Origin of the sequence: Mycolicibacterium boenickei (genome assembly GCF_010731295.1) — a bacterium.
Classification (GTDB): Bacteria; Actinomycetota; Actinomycetes; order Mycobacteriales; family Mycobacteriaceae; genus Mycobacterium; species Mycobacterium boenickei.
The window spans coordinates 687,074-710,321 of the sequence record NZ_AP022579.1 but is presented as its reverse complement, the minus strand read 5'-3'; the positions used below and the strand labels follow the sequence as shown (position 1 = coordinate 710,321).

The following is a 23,248-nucleotide window of genomic DNA, read 5'->3' as shown; positions in this document are numbered from 1 at the left end:
GAACCGGTCCTCACGGGGGTGGTGGAGGCCCGAGCACCGGCACGGTGATGGGCGGCAGGCCCGGGATCTCGACCACAGTCTGGCCGATCTCGGGTGGTGGGCCACCCGGCATCGGGAACGCGATCGGGGGCGGCGGTGGGGCAGGCGGGATCCCGTTGCTGACCTGGATCGTGACGATCGAGCCCGGAATGGTCTGCCCGGAAGGCGCGGTGCCGACCACCGTGCCTGCGCGGGAGCTGCTGTTGACCGAGGCGGCACCGTCGGCCACCTGGAATCCGGCCTCCTTGAGCCGCTGGCGCGCGACCGGCTCGTCCAATCCGTTGACCGTGGGCACCACGGAGCCGGGACCGCCGTCGACGTAGCGCGGATCGGTCGGCGGCATCACCACGGGCCCGAAGTTGTTGGCGATCGGCTTCAGCGCGGTGAACCAGGTACGAGCCGGTTCGTTACCGCCGAACAGGTCGCCGTCGCCACACTGGCGCAACGGGAACGAGCACAGCTCGCCGGGGCTGGTGGAGTCGTCGTAGATGTAGTTGGCCGCGGCGTACTGGTTGGTGAAGCCCAGGAAGCCCGACGAACGGTGCGCTTCAGTGGTGCCGGTCTTGCCCGACATCGGCAGATCCCAGCCCACCGAACCGGCCGACCCGGAGGCGGTACCGCCGGCCTGATCGTCCTTGCTCATCGCATTGGCCAGGGTGTTGGCCAGGCCCTCGGGCACCGCCTGATCGCACGTCTCGGTGGTCACCGACACCTCATTGCCGTGCCGGTCGAGCACCTGGGCGATCGGGTTGGGCGGGCACCAGGTCCCGCCCGAAGCCAACGTGGCCGCCACATTCGACAGCTCCAGCGCGTTGACCTCGATGGGGCCCAGGGTGAACGAGCCGATGTTCTGGCGCTTGACGAAGTCGGCCAGGCTCTCGTTGCTCTCCGGGTCGTAGTCGCGGGCGGTGCCGGGCAACGCGTAGGACCGCAGCCCCAGCCTGACCGCCATATCCACCGACCGCTGCACGCCGATCTGCGAGATGAGCTTGGCGAACGCGGTATTCGGCGAGGTGGCCAGGGCATCGGTGACGCTCATCGAGCCCCGGTAACCGCCGGCGTTCTTCACACACCAGGTGTCCTTCGGGCATCCCGGGGTGTCACTGCTGCCCAGCCCCTTGGCCTGGAAGAACCCGGGCACGGCCAACTGGGTGTTGATGCCCATCCCCATGTCCATCGCCGCGGCGGTGGTGAAGATCTTGAAGATCGACCCGGCGCCGTCACCCACGAGTGAGAACGGCTGCGGCTGCATGGTCTCGCCGGCATCGGTGTTCAGGCCGTACGTGCGATTGCTGCCCATCGCCAGGACGGGATGCGATTCCTTACCGGGCTTGATCACGCTCATGACGCTGGCGATGCCGGGGGCGTCGGGCCGGGCGATGCCGTCGATCGCCGCCTTTACCGAGCCCTGTACGTCCGGGTCCAGCGTGGTCTTGATCAGATAGCCGCCCTTGGCCACCTGCTCCTTGGACAGGCCGGCGCGGGCCAGGTACTCCAGCGCGTAATCGCAGAAGAACGCGCGGTCGCCGGCGGCGATGCAGCCCCGGGGCAACTCGTTGGGCTGCGGCAGGATGCCCAGCGGCTGCTGCTTGGCGGCCCGCAGTGCCTCGGCTTCCTGCGGGATGTTCTCGATCATGGTGTCCAGCACCAGGTTCCGCCGGGCCAGGGCGCCGTCAGGGTTGGTGTAGGGATTGAGCGCGCTGGTGGACTGCACCATGCCGGCCAGCAGCGCGGACTGCTGCCAGTTCAGCTCAGAGGCGTTGATGCCGAAATAGGTCTGGGCGGCGTCCTGAACGCCGAACGCGCCGTTGCCGAACGAGACCAGGTTGAGATAGCGGGTCAGGATCTCGGGCTTGGTGAACGTCTTGTCCAGCGTGAGCGCCATGCGGATCTCGCGCAGCTTGCGGGCCGGGGTGGTCTCGATCGCGGCGCGGCGCTCGGCGTCGGTCTGGGCGACCACCAGCAGCTGGTAGTTCTTCACGTACTGCTGCTCGACCGTCGAACCGCCGCGGGTATCCGCGTCGCCACGCATATAACCGGTCAGACCCGTCAGGGTGCCCTGCCAGTCCACGCCGTTGTGTTCGGCGAACCGCTTGTCCTCGATCGAGACCAGGGCGAGCTTCATGGTGTTGGCGATCTGGTCGCTGGGCACCTCGAAGCGGCGCTGTGAATACAGCCACGCGATCGTGTTGCCCTTGGCGTCGACCATGGTCGAGACCTGCGGGACCTCGCCGTCCACCAGGGCCGCCGAGCCGTTGGCCACCACATCGGAGGCCCGGTTGGACATCAGGCCGAATCCACCCACGACCGGGAACATGAACGTGGCCACCAAGACGCTGGCCAGCAGGCAGCACCAGGCCAGTTTGATGATGGTGACCGCTTGGGGTGGCTGCGCGGGCGGTCGAGTCGGCTGCTCCGGCATGGGTACAGAGTAGCTATCTGTCTCAGCGGCGCTTCCCGCGAGCGGGGCTCACCGACATATCCCACTTGCCTGCAGAAATACCTCGGTGCGCCCAGATAGCGCCCAGACGGCACGGCCGTCCCAAAAAAGTGGTTCGCAAACTGTTGCGTTAATACCCTCTGACCACCTAGCTTGGACACACAGTGCGATCCAGGTAACACAGGCTGGCGCAATGTGGCGTAGATCGCAACGGCGTTCTACACCGGAAGGTTCAACGCCCGCCATCTGGGGAGATGGCTGGAACGAAGGGATCGCTGGTGTCAGGTACAAGAACTGTCGCAGACAAGATGAACGCTTCCGCCCCAGCCGCCAACCTGGTCCATCGAGGCGAGGGTGAAGCCCGGATTGCCTGGGTGTCCCAGGCCCGATGCCGCCAGGCCGATCCGGACGAGCTGTTCGTCCGCGGTGCTGCGCAACGCAAAGCCGCCGTGATCTGCAGGCACTGCCCGGTGATCCTCGAATGTGGCGCCGATGCCCTCGACAATCGCGTGGAGTTCGGAGTCTGGGGCGGAATGACCGAACGTCAGCGCCGTGCCCTGCTCAAGCAACATCCCGAAGTCATTTCCTGGGCCGAGTTCTTCGCCGCCCAGCGCAAGCACCACCGCAGCGCGGTCTAGCGTCCGTGCCGTTCGGCGGGCTGATCCGGCCCGCGCGCGCCAAATTACAGCCGACGGTAGTGTATTCGGTTGTGGCACATGGTAATCAGCGGCAGTGAGTGAGGCTGCCAGCGTTCTCCCGTTGTCGGCGATGGTTTCTGGCGCCGCCGGCATGTTGATGCCGCTGCCCGCGGCCGAAACCGGCGACGACCCGCTGTTGAGTGACGTCGCCCTGCATGAACCCGGCGTCCGTGGGACCGACTACAGCGGCACCATCGTGTTGGTCAGCGCCCGCGTCGAGGATCGCTTCGCCCTCGGGTCGTTGCTCGATGAAGTGGGAACTGCTGCGGCCGTGGTGCTTCCACCCGACGCGACAACCGACGTGTCGATGTTGCCCGGCCACGCCACCCGGCTGTTCCGGCGTTCGCCGTGGGTGGGCTGGAGCGAGCTGTTCCGCGCCCTGATCCGGCTGCTCGGTGCGGGCCAGATCGTCAGCCCGGCCCCGCAGGTGGACAACCTGCAGGCCCTCGCCCGGTGGATCAGCGGTCAGACCGGCGCTCCGGTCACCGTAGAGGACCTGGATTCCCGCGTGCTGGCGTATGCGGTCGTCGGGCCCGGTGTCGATCCGATTCGAAACCAGACGATCCTGGGCGGCGCGGTACCCGCCTGGCGGGTCGAGCGGCTGATGTCCACCGGATTCCTGCCCGCAGTCTGGCGATCCGATGACGTGGTCGTGCGCAACGCCGAGGATGACGACCCGGCCCGCATGGTGGTGGCGATGAAATCGGGCACCGAGACCCTTGGCACGATCTGGGCGGCGCTGGACGACGACACCGATCGCGAAGCGCTACGGCAGCTGCTGTTACAGGTGCGCCGGACCGCCGCGGCGATGATGTTGCGGGAAGTTCACCGCGACCAGTACGAACGGCGACTGCAGGAGTCGGCGCTGGTCGACCTGCTCTCGCGCGGGGTGGACCCAGGCGTCCCGGGAGCCTTGCTCGGACTGCAACCGGACAGCAGACACGCTGTCCTCGCCCTGGGAGCCGATACGCCCGCGTCCCGCTCCCTGATGTTCCATGTGCAGGCCCTCCGGGCCGGCGCCCGGACGGCGCGGGTCAGCGACGGTCTGCTCGTCGTGCTGCCGGTGCTGGACGAGGAGTCGACAGCGGCGGATCTGGCCGACAATCTGTCGGCGCACCTGTCCCGGGTATCGCCTGCCCACGCCGGGCCGGTCGCGGTCGGTCCCGTCGTCGAGGCCATCGCCGACCTGCGCGACTCGGCCATCGTCGCGCGTCAGGTCCTCGACGCAGCCGCACTCGATGCCGCGCACCCGCCGCATGACCGGCGGCCGGTGCTCACGGCCGCCGACGTGCCGGACGCGCTGACCCTGGTCCGGGCCGCCGACCTGCTCGGTCCGATGGCCGACGCGATCACCGCACCGCTGACGGCCCTGCGCAAGCACGACTCCGACCACGGCACCGCATTCGTCGCCACCGTCGCCGCGGTGCTCGACCACCCGGGCAGTCTGACCGGAGCCGCCCGCCAATTGGGCATCCACGCCAACTCACTGCGGTACCGCCTGGACCGGATCCGGGCAGTTTCCGATATCGATCTGCAGTCGCAGGCGGCCCGGCTCCGCGCGTCCCTGTCTCTGCTGATCTGGGAACGGTGCACCGGCACTCCCGTCGACATCGACAAGAATCCTGGATCCGGTTAGTGCATTTCGGAGAAACCGTCACCAGTGTCTCGGGGGCTTCCTCTGAATCCGACGAAGATCCGCGCGGAATTCCTCAGCTCGCAGGGCTCTCACCACCAACCGCTGCGTTCATAGGGTTTATCTGTGATTGATGCACCGCCGCGGAACCGGGATGCCCTGCCGACTCCGGACACACTGCTGCGCCGCCGCGAACAGCTGGTCGCCGACGTCGCCAGGCAGGAATACATCGACGATCTGCACCCGCTGTGCGGAGTCATGGACCTGGACACACTGGACGAGCTGATGCGGTCGCTGAGCCAGGCTTACCCGGCGGGCATGCCGGCTCTGCACACCATTGCGGCCAAGGCGATCACGTTGCGTCCGGTGCTGGCACGCTTCGCCCAGGCGGGATTCGGCTGCGAGGTGGCCAGCCCCGGCGAACTCCGACTCGCACTGGCCGCAGGCTTTCCGGCCGAACGCATCGTGTTCGACTCCCCGGCGAAGACCACCACCGAGATCGAGCAGGCACTCGAACTCGGCATCTCGTTCAACATCGACAACTTCGAAGAACTCGCGCGGGTGGACCAGGCCATCGCCCGGGTGGGTGTGCCGCGGTCGGTCATCGGCGTGCGGCTGAATCCGCAGACCGGGGCCGGGGCCATCGGCGCCATGAGCACGGCGACCTCGACATCCAAATTCGGGATCGGACTGGCCGACCACCGCGAAGCGGTCATCGCCGCATTCGCGGTCCGGCCCTGGCTGACCCAGCTGCACGTACACAGTGGCTCGCAGGGCCTGAGCCTGGAACACGCTGCCGAAGGCGTCCGGCTGATCACCGATCTCGCCGCCGAGATCACCGCCCGCACCGGGCACCAGCAGGTTCGCCGGATCGACATCGGCGGCGGGTTACCGGTCAACTTCGGCTCAGACGACATCACCCCGACCTTCGCCGACCACCGCACTGTTCTTGAGCGCGTGGCGCCCGAATTGTTCGATGGCACATATGGTTTGGTCACCGAGTTCGGCAGGGCGCTGACCGCAAAGGCCGGCACCATCGTGGCCAGGGTCGAGTACACCAAGGTCACCGGTGGCAGGCAGATCGCCATCACGCACGCCGGTGTGCAGGTGGCGACCCGCACGATCTTCGGGCCGGGGGAGTGGCCGCTGCGGATCGACGTGTACGACGCACAGGGGCGGCGCCGGGGCGAGCAGCCCCAGCTACAGGATGTCGCGGGCCCGGCCTGCTTCACCGGCGACATGCTGGCCGTCGGCCGCGAACTGCCCTTCGTGTATCCGGGTGACCTGGTGGCCGTTCCGGATACCGGCGGCTACTACTTTTCAACCCACTTCTCCTACAACGCATTACCGCGGCCCGCGGTCTACGCGGTGGAGACCGGCCCGGACGGCGGCCGACGCTGGTCGCTGGTCCGGCGTGCCCAGACGATCGAAGAGATAGTGACCGAAGCCGGCGAACCCTCGCTCGTGCCCCTGCCCATCCGCCCCTGCGACTGATTGCGAACCGCCCACATGCTCGAATCGGAACCCCAGTTGTCCTCCGCCGACGAACCCCGCTCCGGATTGGCCAGATCGCTGAAAACGCGGCACATGACCATGATCGCGATCGGCGGGGCCATCGGTGCCGGGCTGTTCGTCGGTAGCGGCGCGGTCATCAAGACCGCCGGTCCGGCCGCGATCCTGTCCTACGTCCTGGCCGGCGCGCTGGTGCTGTGCACCCTGCGCATGCTGGGCGAGATGGTGGTCGCCAAGCCGAGGACCGGCGCGTTCGCCGACTACGCCAGGATGGGGATCGGGCCGTGGGCCGGCTTCACTCTCGGGTGGTTGTACTGGTACTACTACGTGATCATCATCGCGGTGGAAGCCGTTGCGGGAGCCAAGATTCTGTCCGTCTGGGTCGGCTTGCCGCTGTGGATCATGGCCATGCTGCTGATGGCGGTGATGACCGTGACCAACCTGATCTCGGTCCGCTGGTTCGGTGAATTCGAGTTCTGGTTCTCCGGCATCAAGGTCGCCGCCATCGTGTCCTTCATCGTGCTGGGCCTGCTGTGGGTCCTGGGACTGTGGCCGGGCGACACTGGCGGGCTGAGCAATCTGGTGGCCCACGGCGGTTTCGCGCCCAACGGCGTCGGGTCGATCCTGGGTGCCGTGGTGGTGGTGATCTTCGCCTTCGGCGGAGCCGAGATCGTCACCATCGCCGCCGCGGAGAGCGCCGAGCCGGCGAAGTCGGTGGCCCGGGCCACCACCGGAGTCATCTGGCGGATCATCCTCTTCTACGTCGGGTCGATCTTCCTGGTCGTGTGCATCCTGCCGTGGAACGACGCATCCGTGCTGTCGAGCCCGTACGTGGCCGCCCTGGACAAACTCCAGATCCCCGGCGCCGGCGTGATCATGAACTTCGTCATCCTCACCGCCGTACTCTCCGTGCTGAACTCGTCGATCTACACGTCCTCACGCATGTTGCGTGTGCTCGCGTCACACGGCGACGCGCCAGAGTGGTTGGTGCGCACCAACTCCCGCGGCGTCCCGACCCGGGCCGTGCTGGCCAGCACGGTCATCGGCTGGATCTCCGTGGTGCTCGCCTACATCGCCCCCGATTCACTGTTCCTGTTCCTGGTGAACTCGTGCGGCGTGGTCGCGATCTTCATGTACGTGATGATCGGCGTCTCCGAACTGAGGGTGCGCCGGGCCATCGAACGGGACGATCCGTCCAAGCTGACGCTGAAGATGTGGTTCTTCCCGTACCTGACCATCGTGGTGATCGCCTGCTTCGTACTGGTCTTGCTGGCCATGCTGTTCGACGTCGACCAGCGCGTACAGCTGTTGGCCAGCGTGCTGAGTCTGGTCGTGGTCGTGGTGGCCTACGCCCTGCGTAAGCGGTTCGGACGGGTGCCCGTGGATGCTGACGTCGCCGAAGTGGCATGAGCGGCTTCTTCTCACAGGCATCGTCCTGGCTGACCGACATGGCGACCTGGTCCGCCCGCATCACGGATCTGACCACCGGCCGGACCTTGTGGGAGCACACCCCGCACCGCGTGCTCAAGACCGCCAGCGTCGGGAAGGTCTTCCTGCTTGCCGAGGTGGCGCGGCGGTTCGACGACGGGACGCTGGACCCCGGCGAAGTCGTCGCCAGCACCGCCGAGGACCAGGTGGCCGATTCCGGCATCCTCTACCTGTTGCGGCAGCAGGACCACCGGATCGATGACCTGTGCCTGCTCATCGGTGCGGTCAGCGACAACATGGCCACCAACATGCTGCTCCGGCGGCTTGGGCTCGACGCGGTGCAGCGCGCCACGCGCGACCTCGGATTCACGGTGAGCGGACTACGAGACCGGGTGCGGCTGAACCGGTCCCAGGACGATCCGCTCACCCTGTCCACGGGAAGCGCCGCAGAACTGTGCGAATTCGTCGCCCGTCTGTACGCGGGTGACATCCACGGCGCCGCGGTGTCCGAGCGGCTGCGGCGCTGGCTCGGGGTGAACACCGACCTGTCCATGGTGGCGCGGGCCATGGGCCTCGACCCGCTGGCCCACACCGAGCCCGACGCCGGGTTCGAACTCTGGAACAAGACCGGGACCATTTCCGATGCGCGGATCGACATCGGATGTGTCGGGCACCCGGGCAGCGGACGCCGGGTGGGCTACGCCGTCCTGGCCAACTGGGCCTGGGGCGAGGAGCATCGCGATCCGGTACTGGAAACGATGGGACGGCTGGGGACCGAGATCCGCCGCTATCTGGAAGGCGCCGGTCAGGCGGCGCCGACGGCCTCTCCGGTGATCTGATCGGCGATCGCGCGCAACGCTTCCAGATCGGACACATCGAACGGCAGCGACGGCACCCCGACGATCGCCACGTGCGGATTGGCCCCGGTGAAGCGGGACAGCAGCCGTACTTCGCGCTTGGCGGTCTGGGCCCGATCGGCGTGGATGCGCAGCACTGCCGCGGCCAGCGATTCCGGATCCTCGGCCGCCAACTCGTCGGCGGCTTCCTCGGCCTTCTCGGCATGCAGATCGCACAGCGTCGGGTGGGTGCGGTTCAGGATCAGCCCGGCCAGCGGCATGTGCTCATTCGACAGCCGGTCGACGAAGAACGAAGCCTCACGCAGCGCATCGGGCTCGGCCGCCGACACCACCACGAACTGGGTGCCGCGCCGCTTGAGCAATTCGTAGGTGCGGTCGGCCTTCTCGCGGAACCCACCGAACGTGGCATCCAGTGACTGCACGAAACCTGCTGCGTCGGAGAGCATCTGCGATCCCAGCACGGTGGACAGGGCCTTCATGGCCAGCCCGACCGCGCCCGTGACCAGTCGTCCGATGCCGCGTCCCGGCGCCAGTAGCATCCGCCACAGCCGGCTGTCCATGAAGCTGCCCAACCGCTTTGGCGCGTCGAGGAAGTCCAGCGCGTTGCGCGACGGCGGGGTGTCCACCACCACCAGGTCCCACTTGTCCTCGGCCAGCAGCTGGCCGAGTTTCTCCATCGCCATGTACTCCTGCGTGCCCGCCAGCGACGTCGCCACCGTTTGGTAGAACTGGTTCTCCAGGATGGAGTCGGCCCGGTCCGCCCCCGAGTACTGCACCACCATCTCGTCGAACGTGCGGCGCATGTCGAGCATCATCGCGTGCAGCTCACCGGTCACCTCCGGCGCCAGCGGAACCCGCTGCGGGGTGTTGCCCAGATCCTTGATGCCCAGGGCCTGGGCCAGACGCTTGGCCGGGTCGATGGTGAGCACCACGACGGTCCGGCCGTATTCTGCGGCCCGCAGCGCCATCGCGGCCGCGGTGGTGGTCTTGCCGACTCCGCCTGCGCCGCAACAGACTACGACGCGGTTGGCGGTGTCGGACAGGATCGAGTGCATGTCAAGGGCTGGCGGTTTGGCGCTCACTATCGGACCCCCTGCTGTTCAAGTGCTTCGGCGAGTTCATACAGGCTGCCCAGATCGACTCCATCGGCCAGCGACGGCAGCTCGAGGCGGGGTACGTCGATGGCGTCGAGCAGCTCTGCACTCTCGGCGCGGGCCGCGATCCGGGTGGCGTGCTGGATCGACTCGGTGAGCAGTCCGGCGAAATCGTTGTCGGTCAACGTGATTCCGGCCTTGTCCAGGCCGGCGCGGACCGCGTCGGCATCGATGTCGCCCTCGGCGGCCTTGGCCAGATCCTCGGCGGGCAGGTACGCCGGGATGTTGCGGTTGACGATGACGCTCCCGATCGGCAGCCCCATCTCGGTGAGCTCCTCGATCGCCTCCAGTGTCTCCTGGATCGGCAGCGCCTCCAGCAGCGTCACCAGGTGGATGGCGGTCTGCTCGGAGTGCAGCAGCTTGACCACGCCGTCGGCCTGCGAGTGCACCGGCCCGCCCTTGGCCAGGTCGGAGACCGCCTTGGTGACGTCGAGGAACCGCGGAATACGGCCCGTGGGAGGCGAATCCACCACCACGGCGTCGTAGACGCCGCGCTTGCCCTTGGCGTCCTTCTTCTCACGGGTCACGATCTCTTTGATCTTTCCGGTGAGCAGCACGTCGCGCAGACCGGGTGCGATGGTGGTGGCGAACTCGATGGCCCCGATGCGGCGCATCGCCCGGCCCGCCAGGCCCAGGTTGTAGAACATGTCGAGGTATTCCAGGAACGCGGCCTCGATGTCGATGGCGAGCGCGTTGACCTGACCGCCGCCATCGGCAGTGGCGACCTTGACTTCCTCGTACGGCAGCGGCGGCACGTCGAACAGCTGCGCGATGCCCTGGCGCTCCTCGACCTCGACCAGCAGCACCTTGCGGCCCCCGGCGGCCAGGGCCAGGGCCAGCGCCGCAGCGACAGTGGACTTGCCGGTACCGCCTTTACCCGAAACGAAGTGCAGTCGGGCCTTGGTCAGCCGCGACGGCCAGCCGACATGTTTGGCGCCGCTCTCAGTGGTTGCCACCAGTGCATGCTAACCAAGCCTGGATGTCCGACCGATAAGCTCGGGCCATGAGCGAAGGAACTAGGTGAGCGGCGTGAGCGAAGCGATCAAATGGGAGTACGCCACGGTGCCGTTGCTGACCCACGCGACGAAACAGATTCTCGACCAGTGGGGAGCGGACGGCTGGGAGCTGGTTTCCGTGCTTCCCGGGCCGACCGGCGAGCAGCACGTCGCCTACCTGAAGCGGCCGAAGTGACCGCCACCGCGCGCCTGGCTGAACTCGGCATCGAGCTGCCCGGCGTGGTCGCGCCGCTGGCCGCGTACGTGCCCGCGGTCCGGACCGGCAATCTGGTCTACACCTCTGGTCAGCTCCCGATCCAGGACGGCGAGCTGCTGGCCACCGGCAAGGTCGGCGCCGAGATCAGCCCCGAGCAGGCCAACGAGCTCGCCCGGGTCTGCGGCCTCAACGCGCTGGCCGCGGTGCACGCGTTGGTCGGCATCGACTCCGTCGTCAGAGTCGTCAAGGTGGTCGGATTCGTGGCCTCCGCGCCCGGATTCAACGGGCAGCCCGGCGTCGTCAACGGCGCCTCGGAGCTGTTCGGAGAGGTCTTCGGCGAGGCGGGTGCTCATGCGCGTTCCGCCGTCGGCGTGTCGGAACTGCCGCGCAACGCGCCGGTCGAAGTCGAGATCATCGCTGAGATCGCGTAAGCGATCGAGCATCAGGAGAGGCAATCGCGTCGTCATGCAACACCCGGCCTACGGGCTGCTGCGGCCGGTCACCCAATCGGCCTCGGTGCTCCTCTGCGACAACCCCGGCCTGATGACGCTGGAGGGCACCAACACCTGGGTGCTGCGGGGGCCTGGCAGCGACGAGATCGTCATCGTGGACCCCGGCCCCGACGATGAGGCGCACATCGCCCGCATCGCCGAACTGGGCACCGTCGCGCTGGTGTTGATCAGTCACAAGCACGAGGACCACACCGGCGGGATCGACAAGCTCGTCGACCTGACCGGGGCCACCGTCCGTTCGGTCGGCAGCGGATTCCTGCGCGGCCTCGGCGGCCCGTTGACCGACGGCGAGGTGATCGACGCTGCCGGCCTGAAGATCAAGGTGATGGCCACCCCGGGGCACACCGTCGATTCACTGTCGTTCGTTCTCGACGACGCGGTGTTGACCGCGGACACCGTGCTGGGCCGCGGCACCACCGTCATCGACACCGAGGACGGCAGCCTGCGTGACTATCTGGAATCGCTGCACCGGCTACAGGGTCTCGGCGCCCGCACGGTGCTTCCCGGCCACGGACCGGACCTTCCCGATCTTGAGGCAGTGACCGCGATGTACCTGGCCCACCGCGAGGAGCGGCTGGCCCAGGTGCGGGCAGCGCTGGTCGAACTCGGGGACGACGCCGGGGCTCGACAGGTCGTCGAGCACGTCTACACCGACGTCGACCAGAAGCTGTGGGATGCCGCCGAGAAGAGCGTGCAGGCCCAGCTGGACTATCTGCGGGGCTAGCCGCGAGAAGACATGAAAGTGCCCCTTTTCGTCGGAAAAGGGGCACTTTGCGTCTGCTGGGCAGAGGACCTAGCGCGCTCGGCGGGCCAGCCGCTCGCTGTCGCTGATCAGCACGCTCTTGCCCTCCAGCCGGATCCAGCCGCGATGGGCGAAATCGGCCAGTGCCTTGTTGACGGTCTCGCGCGACGCGCCGACGAGCTGGGCGATCTCCTCCTGCGTCAGGTCGTGCGTGACGCGCAGCGCCCCGCCCTCCTGGGTGCCGAACCGCTGGGCCAGCTGCAGCAGCTGCTTGGCCACCCGGCCCGGAACGTCGGTGAAGATCAGGTCGGCCAGGTTGTTGTTGGTGCGACGCAGACGACGGGCGAGCACGCGCAGCAGCTGCTCCGCGATCTCGGGACGGTCGGCGATCCACGCGCGCAGCGCGTCACGGTCCATCGACACCGCGCGCACCTCGGTGATGGTGGTGGCGCTCGAGGTGCGGGGCCCCGGGTCGAAGATCGACAGCTCACCGAACATGTCCGACGGGCCCATGATGGTCAGCAGGTTCTCGCGGCCGTCAGGCGACCGGCGGCCGATCTTCACCTTGCCGGAAATGATGATGTACAGGCGGTCGCCGGGCTCGCCCTCGGCGAAGACCGTGTGCCCGCGCGGGAAGTCGACGGGCTGCAACTGCTTCGTCAGCGCCGATACGGCGGTCGGTTCGACGCCCTGGAAGATTCCGGCCCTGGCCAGGATCTCGTCCACGTTGCCCCTTAAGCTATTGGGTGTGTTGTCCTCTTACTGATACTTCCTGCTCAGTCTAGAGGTACGCGGTTTCGCGACTAGCCCACGCTACACACGATTGACAGGTCGAGACGCAGGAAACCCGGGATTCATGGCCTGCGGCTCGTAGTACCGCGTCGGCAAACGCTCGCTGTCGAGGTCCATGGTGACCGGCTTGGGCGGCGGCATGACGGCCGCCGGGGCCGGTTCTCGGGCCAAACCGGATTCGAGTCTCTCGAGCCCGAACGCCGCCAGCATCAGCAACCCCGGGATGAGTGCTACCAGCAACCACGACACAAGGCAGTAGTTAACACGGCGTAGGTCTCAGTGGGGTCACGAATCATCACCGGTCCGCGCAGGAGATTGTCCGTCGAGGTCAGTACGCTGATTGTCGTGACTGAGCCTGCCGCCCCGACTGGGAAAACGCGCCGGTCCAAGAAGTGGGACACCGAAACCCGCCTGGGCCTGGTTCGTCGGGCTCGACGGATGAATCGTGAACTGGCCCGGGCCTTTCCACATGTCTACTGCGAGCTGGACTTCACCAACCCGCTGGAGCTGACGGTGGCGACAATTCTGTCGGCGCAGAGCACGGACAAGCGCGTGAACCTGACGACGCCCGCCCTGTTCCTCAAATACCGCACGGCACTGGACTATGCGCAGGCCGACCGCACCGAGATGGAGGAGCTCATCCGGCCGACCGGGTTCTACCGGAACAAGACCAACTCGCTGATCCGGCTGGGTCAGGAGTTGGTGGCCCGGTTCGACGGCGAGGTGCCCGACAACCTCGACGACCTGGTGACCCTGCCCGGGGTTGGGCGCAAGACGGCCAACGTCATCCTCGGCAATGCCTTCGACATCCCAGGGATCACCGTCGACACCCACTTCGGACGGCTGGTGCGGCGCTGGCGCTGGACGGCCGAGGAAGACCCGGTCAAGGTTGAGTTCGCCATCGGTGAGCTCATCGAACGCAAGGAATGGACCCTGCTGAGCCACCGGGTGATCTTCCACGGCCGCCGGGTCTGCCACGCGCGCAAGCCCGCGTGCGGGGTGTGTGTGCTGGCCAAGGACTGCCCGTCGTTCGGGCTCGGCCCCACGGACCCGGAGACCGCCGCGGCCCTGGTCAAAGGCCCCGAGACCGACCATCTGCTGGCGCTGGCAGGGCTGTGACCACGCGATGACCAGATCGGCCCGCTGGACCGTGGTGGTCCTGGTGATCCTGGTGGCGCTGGGTACCGCGTTCTGGATGGAACTGCGCGACGAGCCGGCACCGCAGCCCGGGGCAGCGGGGCAGTCCACGTCCCGCGACCACCGCGACGCCGATACGCCCGAAGCCCTGGCCGGTCCCCGCGCCCGCGCGGACCTGCCGCCCTGCCCCGGGCCAGGCCAGGGGCAGGGGCCTGAAGCCTTGCGCGGCATCACCCTGGAATGTGCGGGGGACGGGCAGCCGGTAGACGTGGCATCGGCGCTCGCGGGCCGCACCGTGGTGCTCAACCTGTGGGCCTATTGGTGTGGGCCGTGTGCCGACGAGTTGCCCGCGATGGCCGAATACCAACGCCGGGTCGGGCACGACGTGCTGGTGGTGACCGTGCACCAGGACGAGAACGAGACGGCGGCGTTGGTGCGCCTGGCCGAACTCGGAGTGCGGCTACCGACCCTGCAGGACGGCCGGCGGCTGATCGCGGCGGCTCTCAAGGTGCCCAACGTCATGCCTGCGACGGTGGTACTGCGCGCGGACGGTAGCGTGGCCGGGACCCTGCCCCGCTCGTTCGTCAGCGCCGACGAGATCGCGGCGGCGGTCGACGAGAAGATCCGCTCTAGCCGATAGGAGCACCCGGGGTGAGATCGACGCGCGACGGGCTGTTCCCGGATGCCGCCCCGGCCTGGCTCAAGCCACTGGTGGACAACCTCGACCGGGTGCCGGACGCCTATCGCAGGCGGGTGCCCTCCGACGTGCTGGCCGGAATCGTCGAAGCCAACAACCAAGCCGCCCAGGCCGGCGCCCTTCGCGACGCCGCGGTGCTGGTCCTGTTCTCCGGCCCGGCCGAGGGGGCGCCCCCGCTGCTTCCCGAGGACGCCGACCTGTTGGTGACGGTCCGCGCCTCGACCCTGCGCCACCACGCCGGACAGGCCGCGTTCCCCGGTGGCGCCACCGATCCCGGCGATGACGGCCCAGTCGGCACGGCCTTCCGCGAGGCGTGGGAGGAGACCGGCATCGACACCAGCCGGCTGTACCCGCTCGCCACCTTGGAGAAGATGTTCATCCCGCCATCGGGATTCCACGTCGTACCGGTGCTGGCGTACTCACCCGACCCGGGCCCGGTGGCCGTCGTCAACGAATCCGAGACCGCCGTCGTGGCGCGGGTTCCGGTGCGGGCCTTCATCAACCCGGAGAACCGGCTCATGGTGTACCGGGAGGCCAACACCAGCCGCTTCGCCGGCCCGGCCTTCCTCCTCAACGAGATGCTGGTGTGGGGTTTCACCGGCCAGGTCATCTCGGCGATCCTCGACGTCGCGGGCTGGGCCAAGCCCTGGAACACCGAGGACGTCCGCGGACTCGATGACGCAATGGCCCTCGTCGGGCATGACAACGGTTACGGTGAAGCCCCATGTTGAAGTGGATATAGATGACACCCTCGGTCTGGCTCGATTTCGCAATCCTCGGCATCGGCTTCGTCGCAGCCATCTCAGGCTGGCGCTCCGGCGCGCTCGGCTCCCTGCTGTCGTTCATCGGTGTGGTGCTCGGCGCCGTGGCAGGCGTGCTGCTGGCGCCGCACGTGATCCCGCACGTCAGCGGCGACCGCACCAAACTGTTCGCGACGCTGTTCCTGATCCTCGCGCTGGTGGTGATCGGTGAGATCGCCGGTGTGGTGCTGGGGCGCGCTGTGCGCGGCACCATCCGCAACCGCCTGTTCCGGGCCTTCGATTCGGTGGTCGGGGTCAGCCTCATGCTCGTCGCGGTCCTGGTCGCGTCCTGGCTGCTGGGCAGCCTGCTGACCTCCTCGGACCAGCCGAATCTGGCTGCCGCAGTGAAGAATTCGCGGGTGCTGTCCGAGGTCGACAAGGTGGCGCCCGACTGGATGCGCTCGGTGCCCAACCGGTTGTCGGCCCTGCTGGACACCTCCGGGTTGCCCGATGTGCTCGAACCGTTCGGGCGCACCCCGATCGTCAACGTCGACGCCCCCGACGCATCGCTGGCCACCGATCCCATCGTCACGACCAGCCGGCCCAGCGTGGTCAAGATCCGCGGCATCGCGCCGAGCTGCCAGAAGGTGTTGGAAGGCAGCGGATTCGTGGTGGCGCCCAACCGCGTGATGTCCAATGCCCACGTGGTGGCCGGCGCCGACAGTGTCACCATCGAAGCCGACGGCAAGACCTACGACGCGGGCGTGGTCTCCTACGACCCCAACGCCGACATCTCGATCCTCGACGTGCCGAACCTGCCGATCACCCCGCTGCAGTTCGCCGAACAGCCGGCGCCGAAGGGGACCGACGCCGTGGTGATGGGCTACCCGGGTGGCGGTGACTTCCTGGCCACCCCGGCGCGCGTCCGCGAGATCATCGAACTCAACGGACCCGACATCTACCGGACCACCACCGTCACCCGCGAGGTCTACACGGTCAGGGGCACGGTGCGGCAAGGCAATTCGGGCGGGCCGATGATCAACCGGGCCGGCAAGGTGCTCGGCGTGGTGTTCGGTGCGGCAGTCGACGACGCCGACACTGGATTCGTGCTGACCGCCAAGGAAGTCGAGCGGCAGCTGGCCAGGGTCGGCAACACCCAGCGGGTGGCGACCGGAACCTGCATCAACTCCTGATCGTCAGGCGTGCAGCTGGGCCAGGAACCGGCCCAGCTGCTCGTTGACCGCCTCGGGCTGCTCTTCGTGGCCGAAATGCCCTGCGCCGGTGATCGATACGTAGCGGCCGTGCGGCGCATAGCGTTGGGTCCGGTGAACCGGATCGGTGAGAACATAGGGGTCCGCGTCGCCGCGCATGTGCAACACCGGCACGCTGATCGGACGTTTCATCGACCGCATGAACCGCAGCCCCTCACTGCGCAGCTGGCTGCGCACCGCCCACCGCTGGTATTCCAGTGCGCAGTGCGCGGCCCCCGGAATCTGGATGGCCTTACGTAGATGGCCCATGGTGTCGGAGAAGTCTTGACTGGTTTGCCATTTGGCCCCGGCTCGGCTGCGGACCAGGCGTTCCAACTCGGCGCCGTCGTGGCGCGTCAGCGTGTGCTCGGGCCACGCGGGCAACTGGTAGCGCAGCATCGACGGCAACAGCGCCCGGCCCTGGTCACGGCGGGTCAAGGTGGAAGTCCGCAGCGCCACCGGGTGCGGTGAGCTGACGAGGGCGATCGCGTTGACCACACGCGGGTGCAGCACCGCCGTCGCCCAGCACACCAGGCCGCCGTCGGCGTGGCCGACCAGCGTCGCAGTCTTGTGCCCCAGCGCCCGCACCAGCCCGGCGGTGTCCCCGGCCAGGGTCCAGCCGTCGTAGCCGCGCGGTGGTTTGTCGCTGTCTCCGTAGCCGCGCAGGTCGACTGCCACGACTCGCGCGCCGGTCAGTCCGGTGAGTTGATGACGCCACGACCACCAGAACGAGCCGAACCCGTGCAGAAGGATGACGAGTGGGCGGTCCGGCTGCGAGCTCTCGCATTCGCCCTCCACGACATGGAAGCGAATGCCGTTGGCATGCACCTGCAGATGCCGCCATGGCCCCTCGATCCTGGTGATCGACGGGTCGGGTGGGGGCATTACCAGCCTGACGGGTCGGTGGCCGGCTTGGCCTGGACCGCAGGCACCGCGGACTCGTGGTGGCCCGGCGTCAGCGCCTCGCGGGTCTCCTTGACCGATTCGATGGTCTGCTGCGGACCCTTGATGCGTCGCACCTTCAGGAAGCCGAACACCGCCAGCGCCCCGGTGGTCAGCACCATCAGGCCGAACACGATGAGGAACGCCACCCAGCGCCAGAGCCAGGTGTCGAGCAGTTCGGCCAGGAAGAAGAAGAAAAAGAAGGTCGAGTAGAACAGGACCACCAGCGCGGCGATGAAGAACACGCTGCCGGTCAGGCCCTTCTTCACGTCCCGGGTGATCTCGGCCTTGGCCAGTTCCACCTCGGCGCGCAGCAGGGTGGAGACCTGCGCGGTGGCGTCCTTCACCAGGTCGCCGATCGAGGGGTCCGGCTTGGGGGCGTGCGGGTCGACGAGCGGAATCGAGGTCACCGTCGTCGGAACGCCGTCCCTGCGGTCGCCTGTGCTCATGGCGTTCATGTTGCCATGCGGCGAAGCCGTTAACGATCCCGGCCGACATCCGGGTCTTAGTAGACTGACCGCATTCTTGGGTTGCGCGGGTCGGGCGCGTCGATTGGAGGACACTTGACGGGCAGACGCCGCTGGCAGTGGCTCATTGGCGCACCGATCATCGCCGTCGTGGCGATGCTGGCCCCCGCCCCGGCACACGCCGATCCGCCGGTGGTGCTGGGCGGTGGCTCGGGCATCGTGGTCAACGGTGACGCGTTCTGCACTCTCACCGCCATCGGGCACGACAATGCCGGCCGCCTGATCGGCTTCACCTCGGCACACTGCGGGGGTCCGGGCGCCGTGGTGTCCGCCGAGGGTGCCAACAGTGCCGGAGTGCTCGGCAAGATGGTGGCAGGCAACGACCTGCTCGATTACGCGGTGATCGAATTCGATCCCGCCAAGGTGACGCCGACCAACAACGTCAACGGTTTCCAGATCGACGGGCTCGGGCCCGATCCGGTGTTCGGCGACGTGGCCTGCAAGTTGGGCCGCACCACCGGCTATTCGTGCGGCGTCACCTGGGGCCCCGGCCAGGACCCCGGCACCATCGTCAACCAGGTCTGCGGTCAGCCGGGCGACTCGGGCGCGCCGGTCACCGTCAACAACAGGCTCGTCGGCATGCTCCACGGCGCCTACACCGAGGAACTGCCGACCTGCGTGGTGAAGTTCGTGCCGCTGCACACGCCGGCCGTGACGATGTCGTTCAACACGCAGCTGGCCGACATCACCGCCAAGAACCGACCGGGAACGGGTTTCGTCCCGGTCGGTTAGCGGCCTCTTACTTGCTGGCGCGGATCGCCTCGAACACGCTGGGGTCGACCAGGGTCGAGGTGTCACCGAGCTCGCGGCCCTCGGCCACGTCGCGCAGCAACCGGCGCATGATCTTGCCGCTGCGGGTCTTTGGCAGCTCGGGAACCACGTGGATCTCCCGCGGCTTGGCGATCGGGGAGATCTCGGTGGCCACCTGGGCACGCAGCTCGTCGATCATGGTGTCGGCCCCGCCGTGCGCGGAGGCCTTGAGGATGACGAACGCGCAGATGGCCTGGCCCGTGGTGTCGTCGCTGGCGCCGACCACCGCCGCCTCGGCCACCCCGGAATGTCCGACCAGGGCCGACTCCACCTCGGCGGTCGAGATGCGGTGCCCCGAGATGTTCATGACGTCGTCGATGCGGCCCAGCACCCAGATGTTGCCGTCCGAGTCGTAGCGCGCGCCGTCACCGGCGAAGTACCAGCCCTGCTCGGCGAACCGCGACCAGTAGGTGTCCTTGAACCGCTGCGGGTCACCCCAGATGCCGCGCAGCATCGACGGCCACGGCTGGTCGAGCACCAGGTATCCGGTGACGTGCTCGGCCTCGTCGGCGCCGGGCACCAGCTCGTTGCCCTCGTCGTCGACGATCTTGGCCGAGATGCCGGGCAGCGGGGTCATCGCCGAGCCGGGTTTGGCCGCGGTGACACCGGGCAGCGGAGAGATCATGATGGCCCCGGTCTCGGTCTGCCACCAGGTGTCGACGATCGGAGTCTTGTTGGCGCCGATGACTTCCCGGTACCAGCGCCAGGCTTCGGGGTTGATCGGCTCGCCCACCGAACCCAGCAGCCGCAGGCTCGACAGGTTATGTGCCGACGGGATCTGCCTGCCCAGCTTCATGAACGTACGGATCAGCGTGGGCGCGGTGTAATAGATTGTGACGCCGTACTTTTCGATGATCTCGAAGTGCCGGTGCTCGGTCGGTGAGGTGGGGGTGCCCTCGTAGACCACCTGGGTTGCGCCGTTGGCCAGTGGGCCGTAGGTGATGTAGGTGTGCCCGGTCACCCAGCCGATGTCGGCGGTGCACCAGTACACGTCGGTCTCGGGTTTGAGGTCGAAGACGTTGTAGTGGGTGTACGCCGCCTGGGTGAGGTAGCCGCCCGAGGTGTGCACGATGCCCTTGGGCTTGCCGGTGGTTCCGGAGGTGTACAGCAGGAACAGCGGCTGCTCGGAGTCGAAGGCTTCCGGGGTGTGCTCCGGGGAGGCGACGTCGACGGTCTCGTGCCACCACAGGTCGCGGCCGTCGGTCCAGTTGACGTCGATTCCGGTGCGCCGCACCACCAGCACATGCTCGACCGACGGCTGATCCGCGACGGCCTCGTCGACCGCATCTTTGAGCGAGGCGGCCTTGCCGCGCCGGTACTGGCCGTCGGTGGTGATGACGAGCTTGGCCGCCGCATCCTCGACGCGCGCCTTGAGTGCGGACGCGGAGAACCCGGCGAAAACCACACTGTGCATGGCACCGAGCCGGGCGCACGCCAGCATCGCCACGATCGCCTCGGGCACCATCGGCATGTAGATCGCGACTCGGTCGCCTGCGGTCAGGCCGAGTGCGGTCAATGCGTTGGCGGCCTTGCTGACTTCGTCCTTGAGCTGGGCGTAGGTGATGTCGCGGGCATCGCCGACGGGCTCGCCCTCCCAGTGGATCGCCACCCGGTCGCCGTTACCGGCCTCGACGTGACGGTCCACGCAGTTGTAGGCCACGTTGAGCTTGCCGCCGACGAACCACTTCGCGAAGGGAGCGTCGGACCAGTCGAGGACCTCGCTGAACGGGGTCTGCCAGCTCAACCGGTTGGCCTGGGCGGCCCAGAACGCCAGCCGGTCTTGCTCGGCCTCGGCGTACAACTCGCCCGTCGCGTTGGCGTTGGCCGCGAAATCGGCAGGCGGCGGATAGGCTGACGGAACTTCGGTAGACGTCGCTGGCGCGTTTGACATGGGTGTGAGCCTAGTCACCAAAGGTTGCAGCGGCGTTGGGACCTCACAAGCCGGTGGCCGGGCGGCGGTCCTGATGCGCCCAACGGTCGGCGAGATGACGTTCAGCGGTCGGCTAGCGTTTCGCATATGACGGATCCACTCGCGCCGCTGGTCGACCTGCCCGGTGTTTCCGCGGCCAGCGACGAGGCGCGCGACGCCTTGGGCCGGGCGCATCGACACAAGTTCAATCTGCGCGGGTGGCCGCAGACCGCTGCCGAGGCGGCCCTGCGCGCGGCACGGGCCTCGGCGGTGCTCGACGGCGGGGCTGTCCAGCTGTCCGCCGACGGTGAGCCCGACCCGGTGACCGCGGGCGCGATCCGGGTGGCCGAGGCGCTCGAAGGCGGCGCCACCGCGCTGGTCGGGGTGTGGCAGCGGGCCCCGATGCAGGCACTGGCCCGGCTGCACTCGCTGGCCGCCGCCGATCTCACCGATGACGAGCACCTTGGCCGGCCGCGGACCGATCCCGATGTCGGTCGTCGTCTTGAGCTGTTGACCGAGATCCTGGCCGGCGGCTCCAAGGTTCCCGCCCCCGTGCTGGCCGCCGTCGCGCACGGCGAACTCCTCAGCCTGGCTCCCTTCGGTACCGCCGACGGTGTGGTCGCCCGGGCGGTCTCGCGCCTGGTGACGATCGCCACCGGTCTGGACCCGCACGGACTCGGCGTCCCCGAAGTGCACTGGATGCGGAAGTCGGGGGAGTACCGGGCTGCCGCACGGGGATTCGCCTCGGGCACGCCCGACGGCCTGACGGCATGGCTGCTGCTCAGCAGCGAAGGCCTGAAGGGTGGAGCGCGGGAAGCACTGCAGATCGCCCAGTCGGCGGCGGGTTGACGCTCCCGCTCGAGGGGCTTTCAGCAAACGAAAGCGGGCGACGGTCCGAAACGATGTCTCGGCTCGTCGCCCGCTAGCACGGATACCGGTTACCAAGCGTGCCAGATGGGTTGCGTGGGTGGCCTCGGCGTCCTTGCAATGCGCTTCGGCTGCAACCCTACCCAAAGGGCCGTCGTAGCCGTCCGCTCTTCGCAATCACGCAGGCCCGCAACACTTTTGCCTATTCCGCGGCATGTGCTCCGCGTGGGTGCCGGAACCCGTGCTGGGGAGCCTGGTTCGGGAGATTTAGCCTTCTCTTCCGGCTAGACCTTGGCCTCATCCAAGCTTCCGTGGTTCCTTTGTACTACGTGACCACGGTCACAGCAAGGGTGAAATGCACCCGACTTCTGATCGTTACGCCGGGGTGTCAGCTACTACATGCGGTAGGTCAGGAAGTGAAGCGGCGCAGGAGTGAATACGTCAGTGCGCCGGCCGCGAGGGCGCTGATTCCGACCGCCGCGGTGGTCGCCACGGCCGCACCCGACGGCGCCGGAATCCGGTCCCGCAGCGACACCGGCCTGGTGAAGGTCAGCACCGGCCAGCCGCGAGAGGCGGCTTCCTTGCGCAGTCCGCGGTCCGGATTGACCGCGGTGGGGTGGCCCACGGATTCGAGCATCGGGATGTCGGTGATCGAATCCGAATAGGCGTAGCAGTGGTCCAGCGCGTAGCCCTCGCGGGCGGCAAGGGCGCGGATCGCCTCGACCTTGCCCTCGCCGAAGCAGTAGAAGGCGATGTCGCCGGTGTAGCGGCCCTCTTCGACCACCATCCGGGTGGCCATGGCATGGGTGGCGCCCAGGGCCCTGGCGATCGGCGCGACGATCTCCTCGCCCGAGGCCGACACCACAACGACATCGCGGCCGCACAGCTTGTGGTCGGCGATCAGCTCGGCCGCCTCGGCGAACACCAGCGGGTCGACGATGTCGTGCAAGGTCTCGCCGACGATCGACTTGACCTGTTCGACATCCCAACCCGTGCACATGTTGGTGATGTAGCTGCGCATCCGGTCCATCTGGTCGTGGTCGGCGCCCGACATCAGGAACAGAAACTGGGCGTATGTCGACTTGAGGACGGTGCGCCGGTTCAGCAGTCCCTGATTGAAGAAGGGTTTGCTGAAAGCAAGGGTGCTGGACTTGGCGATGACGGTCTTGTCGAGGTCGAAGAAGGCCGCCGTGCGCACCGGCTGACCGTCGTGCGGCCCGGATTGCTGTGCGATCGACTCCCCGGCAACCCGATCGGATGCGGTCACAAGCGCCAGCATAGAGGCGGTGCCTCGCCATATCCGAGTGCCAGTGCAAAATGGCAGTTCACGACACATTCTGCCGGACGCGA

At 67.7% G+C, this 23,248-nt stretch carries 22 protein-coding genes; 14 read left to right on the top strand and 8 right to left on the bottom strand.

The annotated features are described in order from the left end of the window. Window positions 1-10: 10 nt before the first annotated feature. Complete coding sequence (gene ponA2, locus G6N57_RS03180; RefSeq protein WP_077738664.1) at window positions 11-2,461, bottom strand: transglycosylase/D,D-transpeptidase PonA2; 2,451 nt, start codon at window positions 2,459-2,461, stop codon at window positions 11-13. 326 nt (window positions 2,462-2,787) lie between these two features. On the opposite strand from ponA2, the gene G6N57_RS03175 reads away from it, so the two are divergent. The 5 genes from G6N57_RS03175 (at window position 2,788) to G6N57_RS03155 (ending at window position 8,589) form a co-directional block, all read left to right on the top strand. Next, window positions 2,788-3,117 carry a WhiB family transcriptional regulator gene (locus tag G6N57_RS03175; RefSeq protein ID WP_003883813.1) on the top strand — a complete coding sequence of 110 codons (330 nt, stop codon included), beginning with the start codon at window positions 2,788-2,790 and terminating at the stop codon, window positions 3,115-3,117. Window positions 3,118-3,211: 94 nt separating this feature from the next. Further along, entirely contained in the window at window positions 3,212-4,813 is a 1,602-nt protein-coding gene (locus tag G6N57_RS03170) for a PucR family transcriptional regulator (protein ID WP_077738665.1), read from the top strand. A 123-nt stretch (window positions 4,814-4,936) separates the two neighbouring features. Further along, a complete protein-coding gene (locus G6N57_RS03165; RefSeq protein ID WP_077738666.1) occupies window positions 4,937-6,304 on the top strand; it encodes a type III PLP-dependent enzyme domain-containing protein in 1,368 nt (455 codons plus the stop codon). 93 nt (window positions 6,305-6,397) lie between these two features. After that, complete coding sequence (locus G6N57_RS03160) at window positions 6,398-7,732, top strand: amino acid permease (RefSeq protein WP_234815714.1); 1,335 nt, start codon at window positions 6,398-6,400, stop codon at window positions 7,730-7,732. Next, window positions 7,729-8,589, top strand: a complete 861-nt coding sequence (locus G6N57_RS03155) for a serine hydrolase (RefSeq protein ID WP_077738668.1) — start codon at window positions 7,729-7,731, stop codon at window positions 8,587-8,589. Before G6N57_RS03160 ends, G6N57_RS03155 begins: the two co-directional genes overlap by 4 nt. Here the strand turns inward: G6N57_RS03155 and G6N57_RS03150 are convergent. Further along, window positions 8,556-9,689, bottom strand: a complete 1,134-nt coding sequence (locus G6N57_RS03150) for an ATPase BagB (RefSeq protein WP_077738669.1) — start codon at window positions 9,687-9,689, stop codon at window positions 8,556-8,558. The two genes, G6N57_RS03155 and G6N57_RS03150, sit on opposite strands and share 34 nt — an antisense overlap. Beyond that, complete coding sequence (locus tag G6N57_RS03145) at window positions 9,689-10,720, bottom strand: ATPase BagA (RefSeq protein WP_174814542.1); 1,032 nt, start codon at window positions 10,718-10,720, stop codon at window positions 9,689-9,691. The genes G6N57_RS03150 and G6N57_RS03145 overlap by 1 nt, the downstream gene beginning before the upstream one ends. Window positions 10,721-10,790: 70 nt before the next feature. Here G6N57_RS03145 and G6N57_RS03140 point away from each other — a divergent pair, with 70 nt between their 5' ends. From G6N57_RS03140 to G6N57_RS03130, 3 genes are read left to right on the top strand one after another with little or no spacing between them, the layout of a single operon-like run. Continuing rightward, the gene (locus G6N57_RS03140) at window positions 10,791-10,952 is read left to right on the top strand and encodes a Sp36 family protein (RefSeq protein ID WP_097926142.1); all 162 of its coding nucleotides are present in this window, start codon (window positions 10,791-10,793) and stop codon (window positions 10,950-10,952) included. Continuing rightward, on the top strand, window positions 10,949-11,404 hold the full coding sequence (locus G6N57_RS03135; protein WP_065462823.1) for a RidA family protein: 456 nt from the start codon (window positions 10,949-10,951) through the stop codon (window positions 11,402-11,404). The genes G6N57_RS03140 and G6N57_RS03135 overlap by 4 nt, the downstream gene beginning before the upstream one ends. A gap of 34 nt (window positions 11,405-11,438) precedes the next feature. Then, a complete protein-coding gene (locus G6N57_RS03130) occupies window positions 11,439-12,209 on the top strand; it encodes an MBL fold metallo-hydrolase (RefSeq protein ID WP_077738671.1) in 771 nt (256 codons plus the stop codon). Window positions 12,210-12,278: 69 nt separating this feature from the next. On the opposite strand, the gene crp is transcribed toward G6N57_RS03130, so the two are convergent. Next, window positions 12,279-12,953, bottom strand: coding sequence for a cAMP-activated global transcriptional regulator CRP (gene crp, locus G6N57_RS03125; protein WP_003883807.1), 675 nt, complete (start codon window positions 12,951-12,953; stop codon window positions 12,279-12,281). Window positions 12,954-13,364: 411 nt separating this feature from the next. Here crp and nth point away from each other — a divergent pair, with 411 nt between their 5' ends. Genes nth through marP form a run of 4 tightly spaced genes read left to right on the top strand, consistent with a single transcriptional unit; the run spans window position 13,365 to window position 16,786 of the window. Continuing rightward, window positions 13,365-14,138, top strand: a complete 774-nt coding sequence (nth, locus tag G6N57_RS03115) for an endonuclease III (RefSeq protein ID WP_097926141.1) — start codon at window positions 13,365-13,367, stop codon at window positions 14,136-14,138. A gap of 7 nt (window positions 14,139-14,145) precedes the next feature. Then, window positions 14,146-14,796 carry a TlpA family protein disulfide reductase gene (locus G6N57_RS03110; protein WP_077738673.1) on the top strand — a complete coding sequence of 217 codons (651 nt, stop codon included), beginning with the start codon at window positions 14,146-14,148 and terminating at the stop codon, window positions 14,794-14,796. An 11-nt stretch (window positions 14,797-14,807) separates the two neighbouring features. After that, a complete protein-coding gene (locus G6N57_RS03105; RefSeq protein WP_077738674.1) occupies window positions 14,808-15,584 on the top strand; it encodes an NUDIX hydrolase in 777 nt (258 codons plus the stop codon). Between the two features lie 11 nt (window positions 15,585-15,595). Then, window positions 15,596-16,786 carry an acid resistance serine protease MarP gene (gene marP, locus G6N57_RS03100; protein WP_077738675.1) on the top strand — a complete coding sequence of 397 codons (1,191 nt, stop codon included), beginning with the start codon at window positions 15,596-15,598 and terminating at the stop codon, window positions 16,784-16,786. A 3-nt stretch (window positions 16,787-16,789) separates the two neighbouring features. On the opposite strand, the gene G6N57_RS03095 is transcribed toward marP, so the two are convergent. Next, the gene (locus G6N57_RS03095) at window positions 16,790-17,728 is read right to left on the bottom strand and encodes an alpha/beta fold hydrolase (RefSeq protein WP_077738676.1); all 939 of its coding nucleotides are present in this window, start codon (window positions 17,726-17,728) and stop codon (window positions 16,790-16,792) included. Beyond that, on the bottom strand, window positions 17,728-18,234 hold the full coding sequence (locus G6N57_RS03090; protein ID WP_077741634.1) for a phage holin family protein: 507 nt from the start codon (window positions 18,232-18,234) through the stop codon (window positions 17,728-17,730). The genes G6N57_RS03095 and G6N57_RS03090 overlap by 1 nt, the downstream gene beginning before the upstream one ends. 114 nt (window positions 18,235-18,348) lie before the next feature. Here G6N57_RS03090 and G6N57_RS03085 point away from each other — a divergent pair, with 114 nt between their 5' ends. Further along, window positions 18,349-19,044 carry a S1 family peptidase gene (locus tag G6N57_RS03085; RefSeq protein ID WP_077738677.1) on the top strand — a complete coding sequence of 232 codons (696 nt, stop codon included), beginning with the start codon at window positions 18,349-18,351 and terminating at the stop codon, window positions 19,042-19,044. A 7-nt stretch (window positions 19,045-19,051) separates the two neighbouring features. Here the strand turns inward: G6N57_RS03085 and acs are convergent, their stop codons facing one another. Then, entirely contained in the window at window positions 19,052-21,013 is a 1,962-nt protein-coding gene (acs, locus tag G6N57_RS03080; RefSeq protein WP_077738678.1) for an acetate--CoA ligase, read from the bottom strand. Window positions 21,014-21,139: 126 nt separating this feature from the next. Between acs and G6N57_RS03075 the strand changes: the two genes are divergently transcribed. Further along, window positions 21,140-21,880 carry a Fic family protein gene (locus tag G6N57_RS03075; RefSeq protein ID WP_036442623.1) on the top strand — a complete coding sequence of 247 codons (741 nt, stop codon included), beginning with the start codon at window positions 21,140-21,142 and terminating at the stop codon, window positions 21,878-21,880. 427 nt (window positions 21,881-22,307) lie between these two features. On the opposite strand, the gene G6N57_RS03070 is transcribed toward G6N57_RS03075, so the two are convergent. Then, a complete protein-coding gene (locus G6N57_RS03070) occupies window positions 22,308-23,165 on the bottom strand; it encodes an HAD-IB family hydrolase (RefSeq protein WP_407665961.1) in 858 nt (285 codons plus the stop codon). Between the last annotated feature and the right edge of the window lie 83 nt (window positions 23,166-23,248).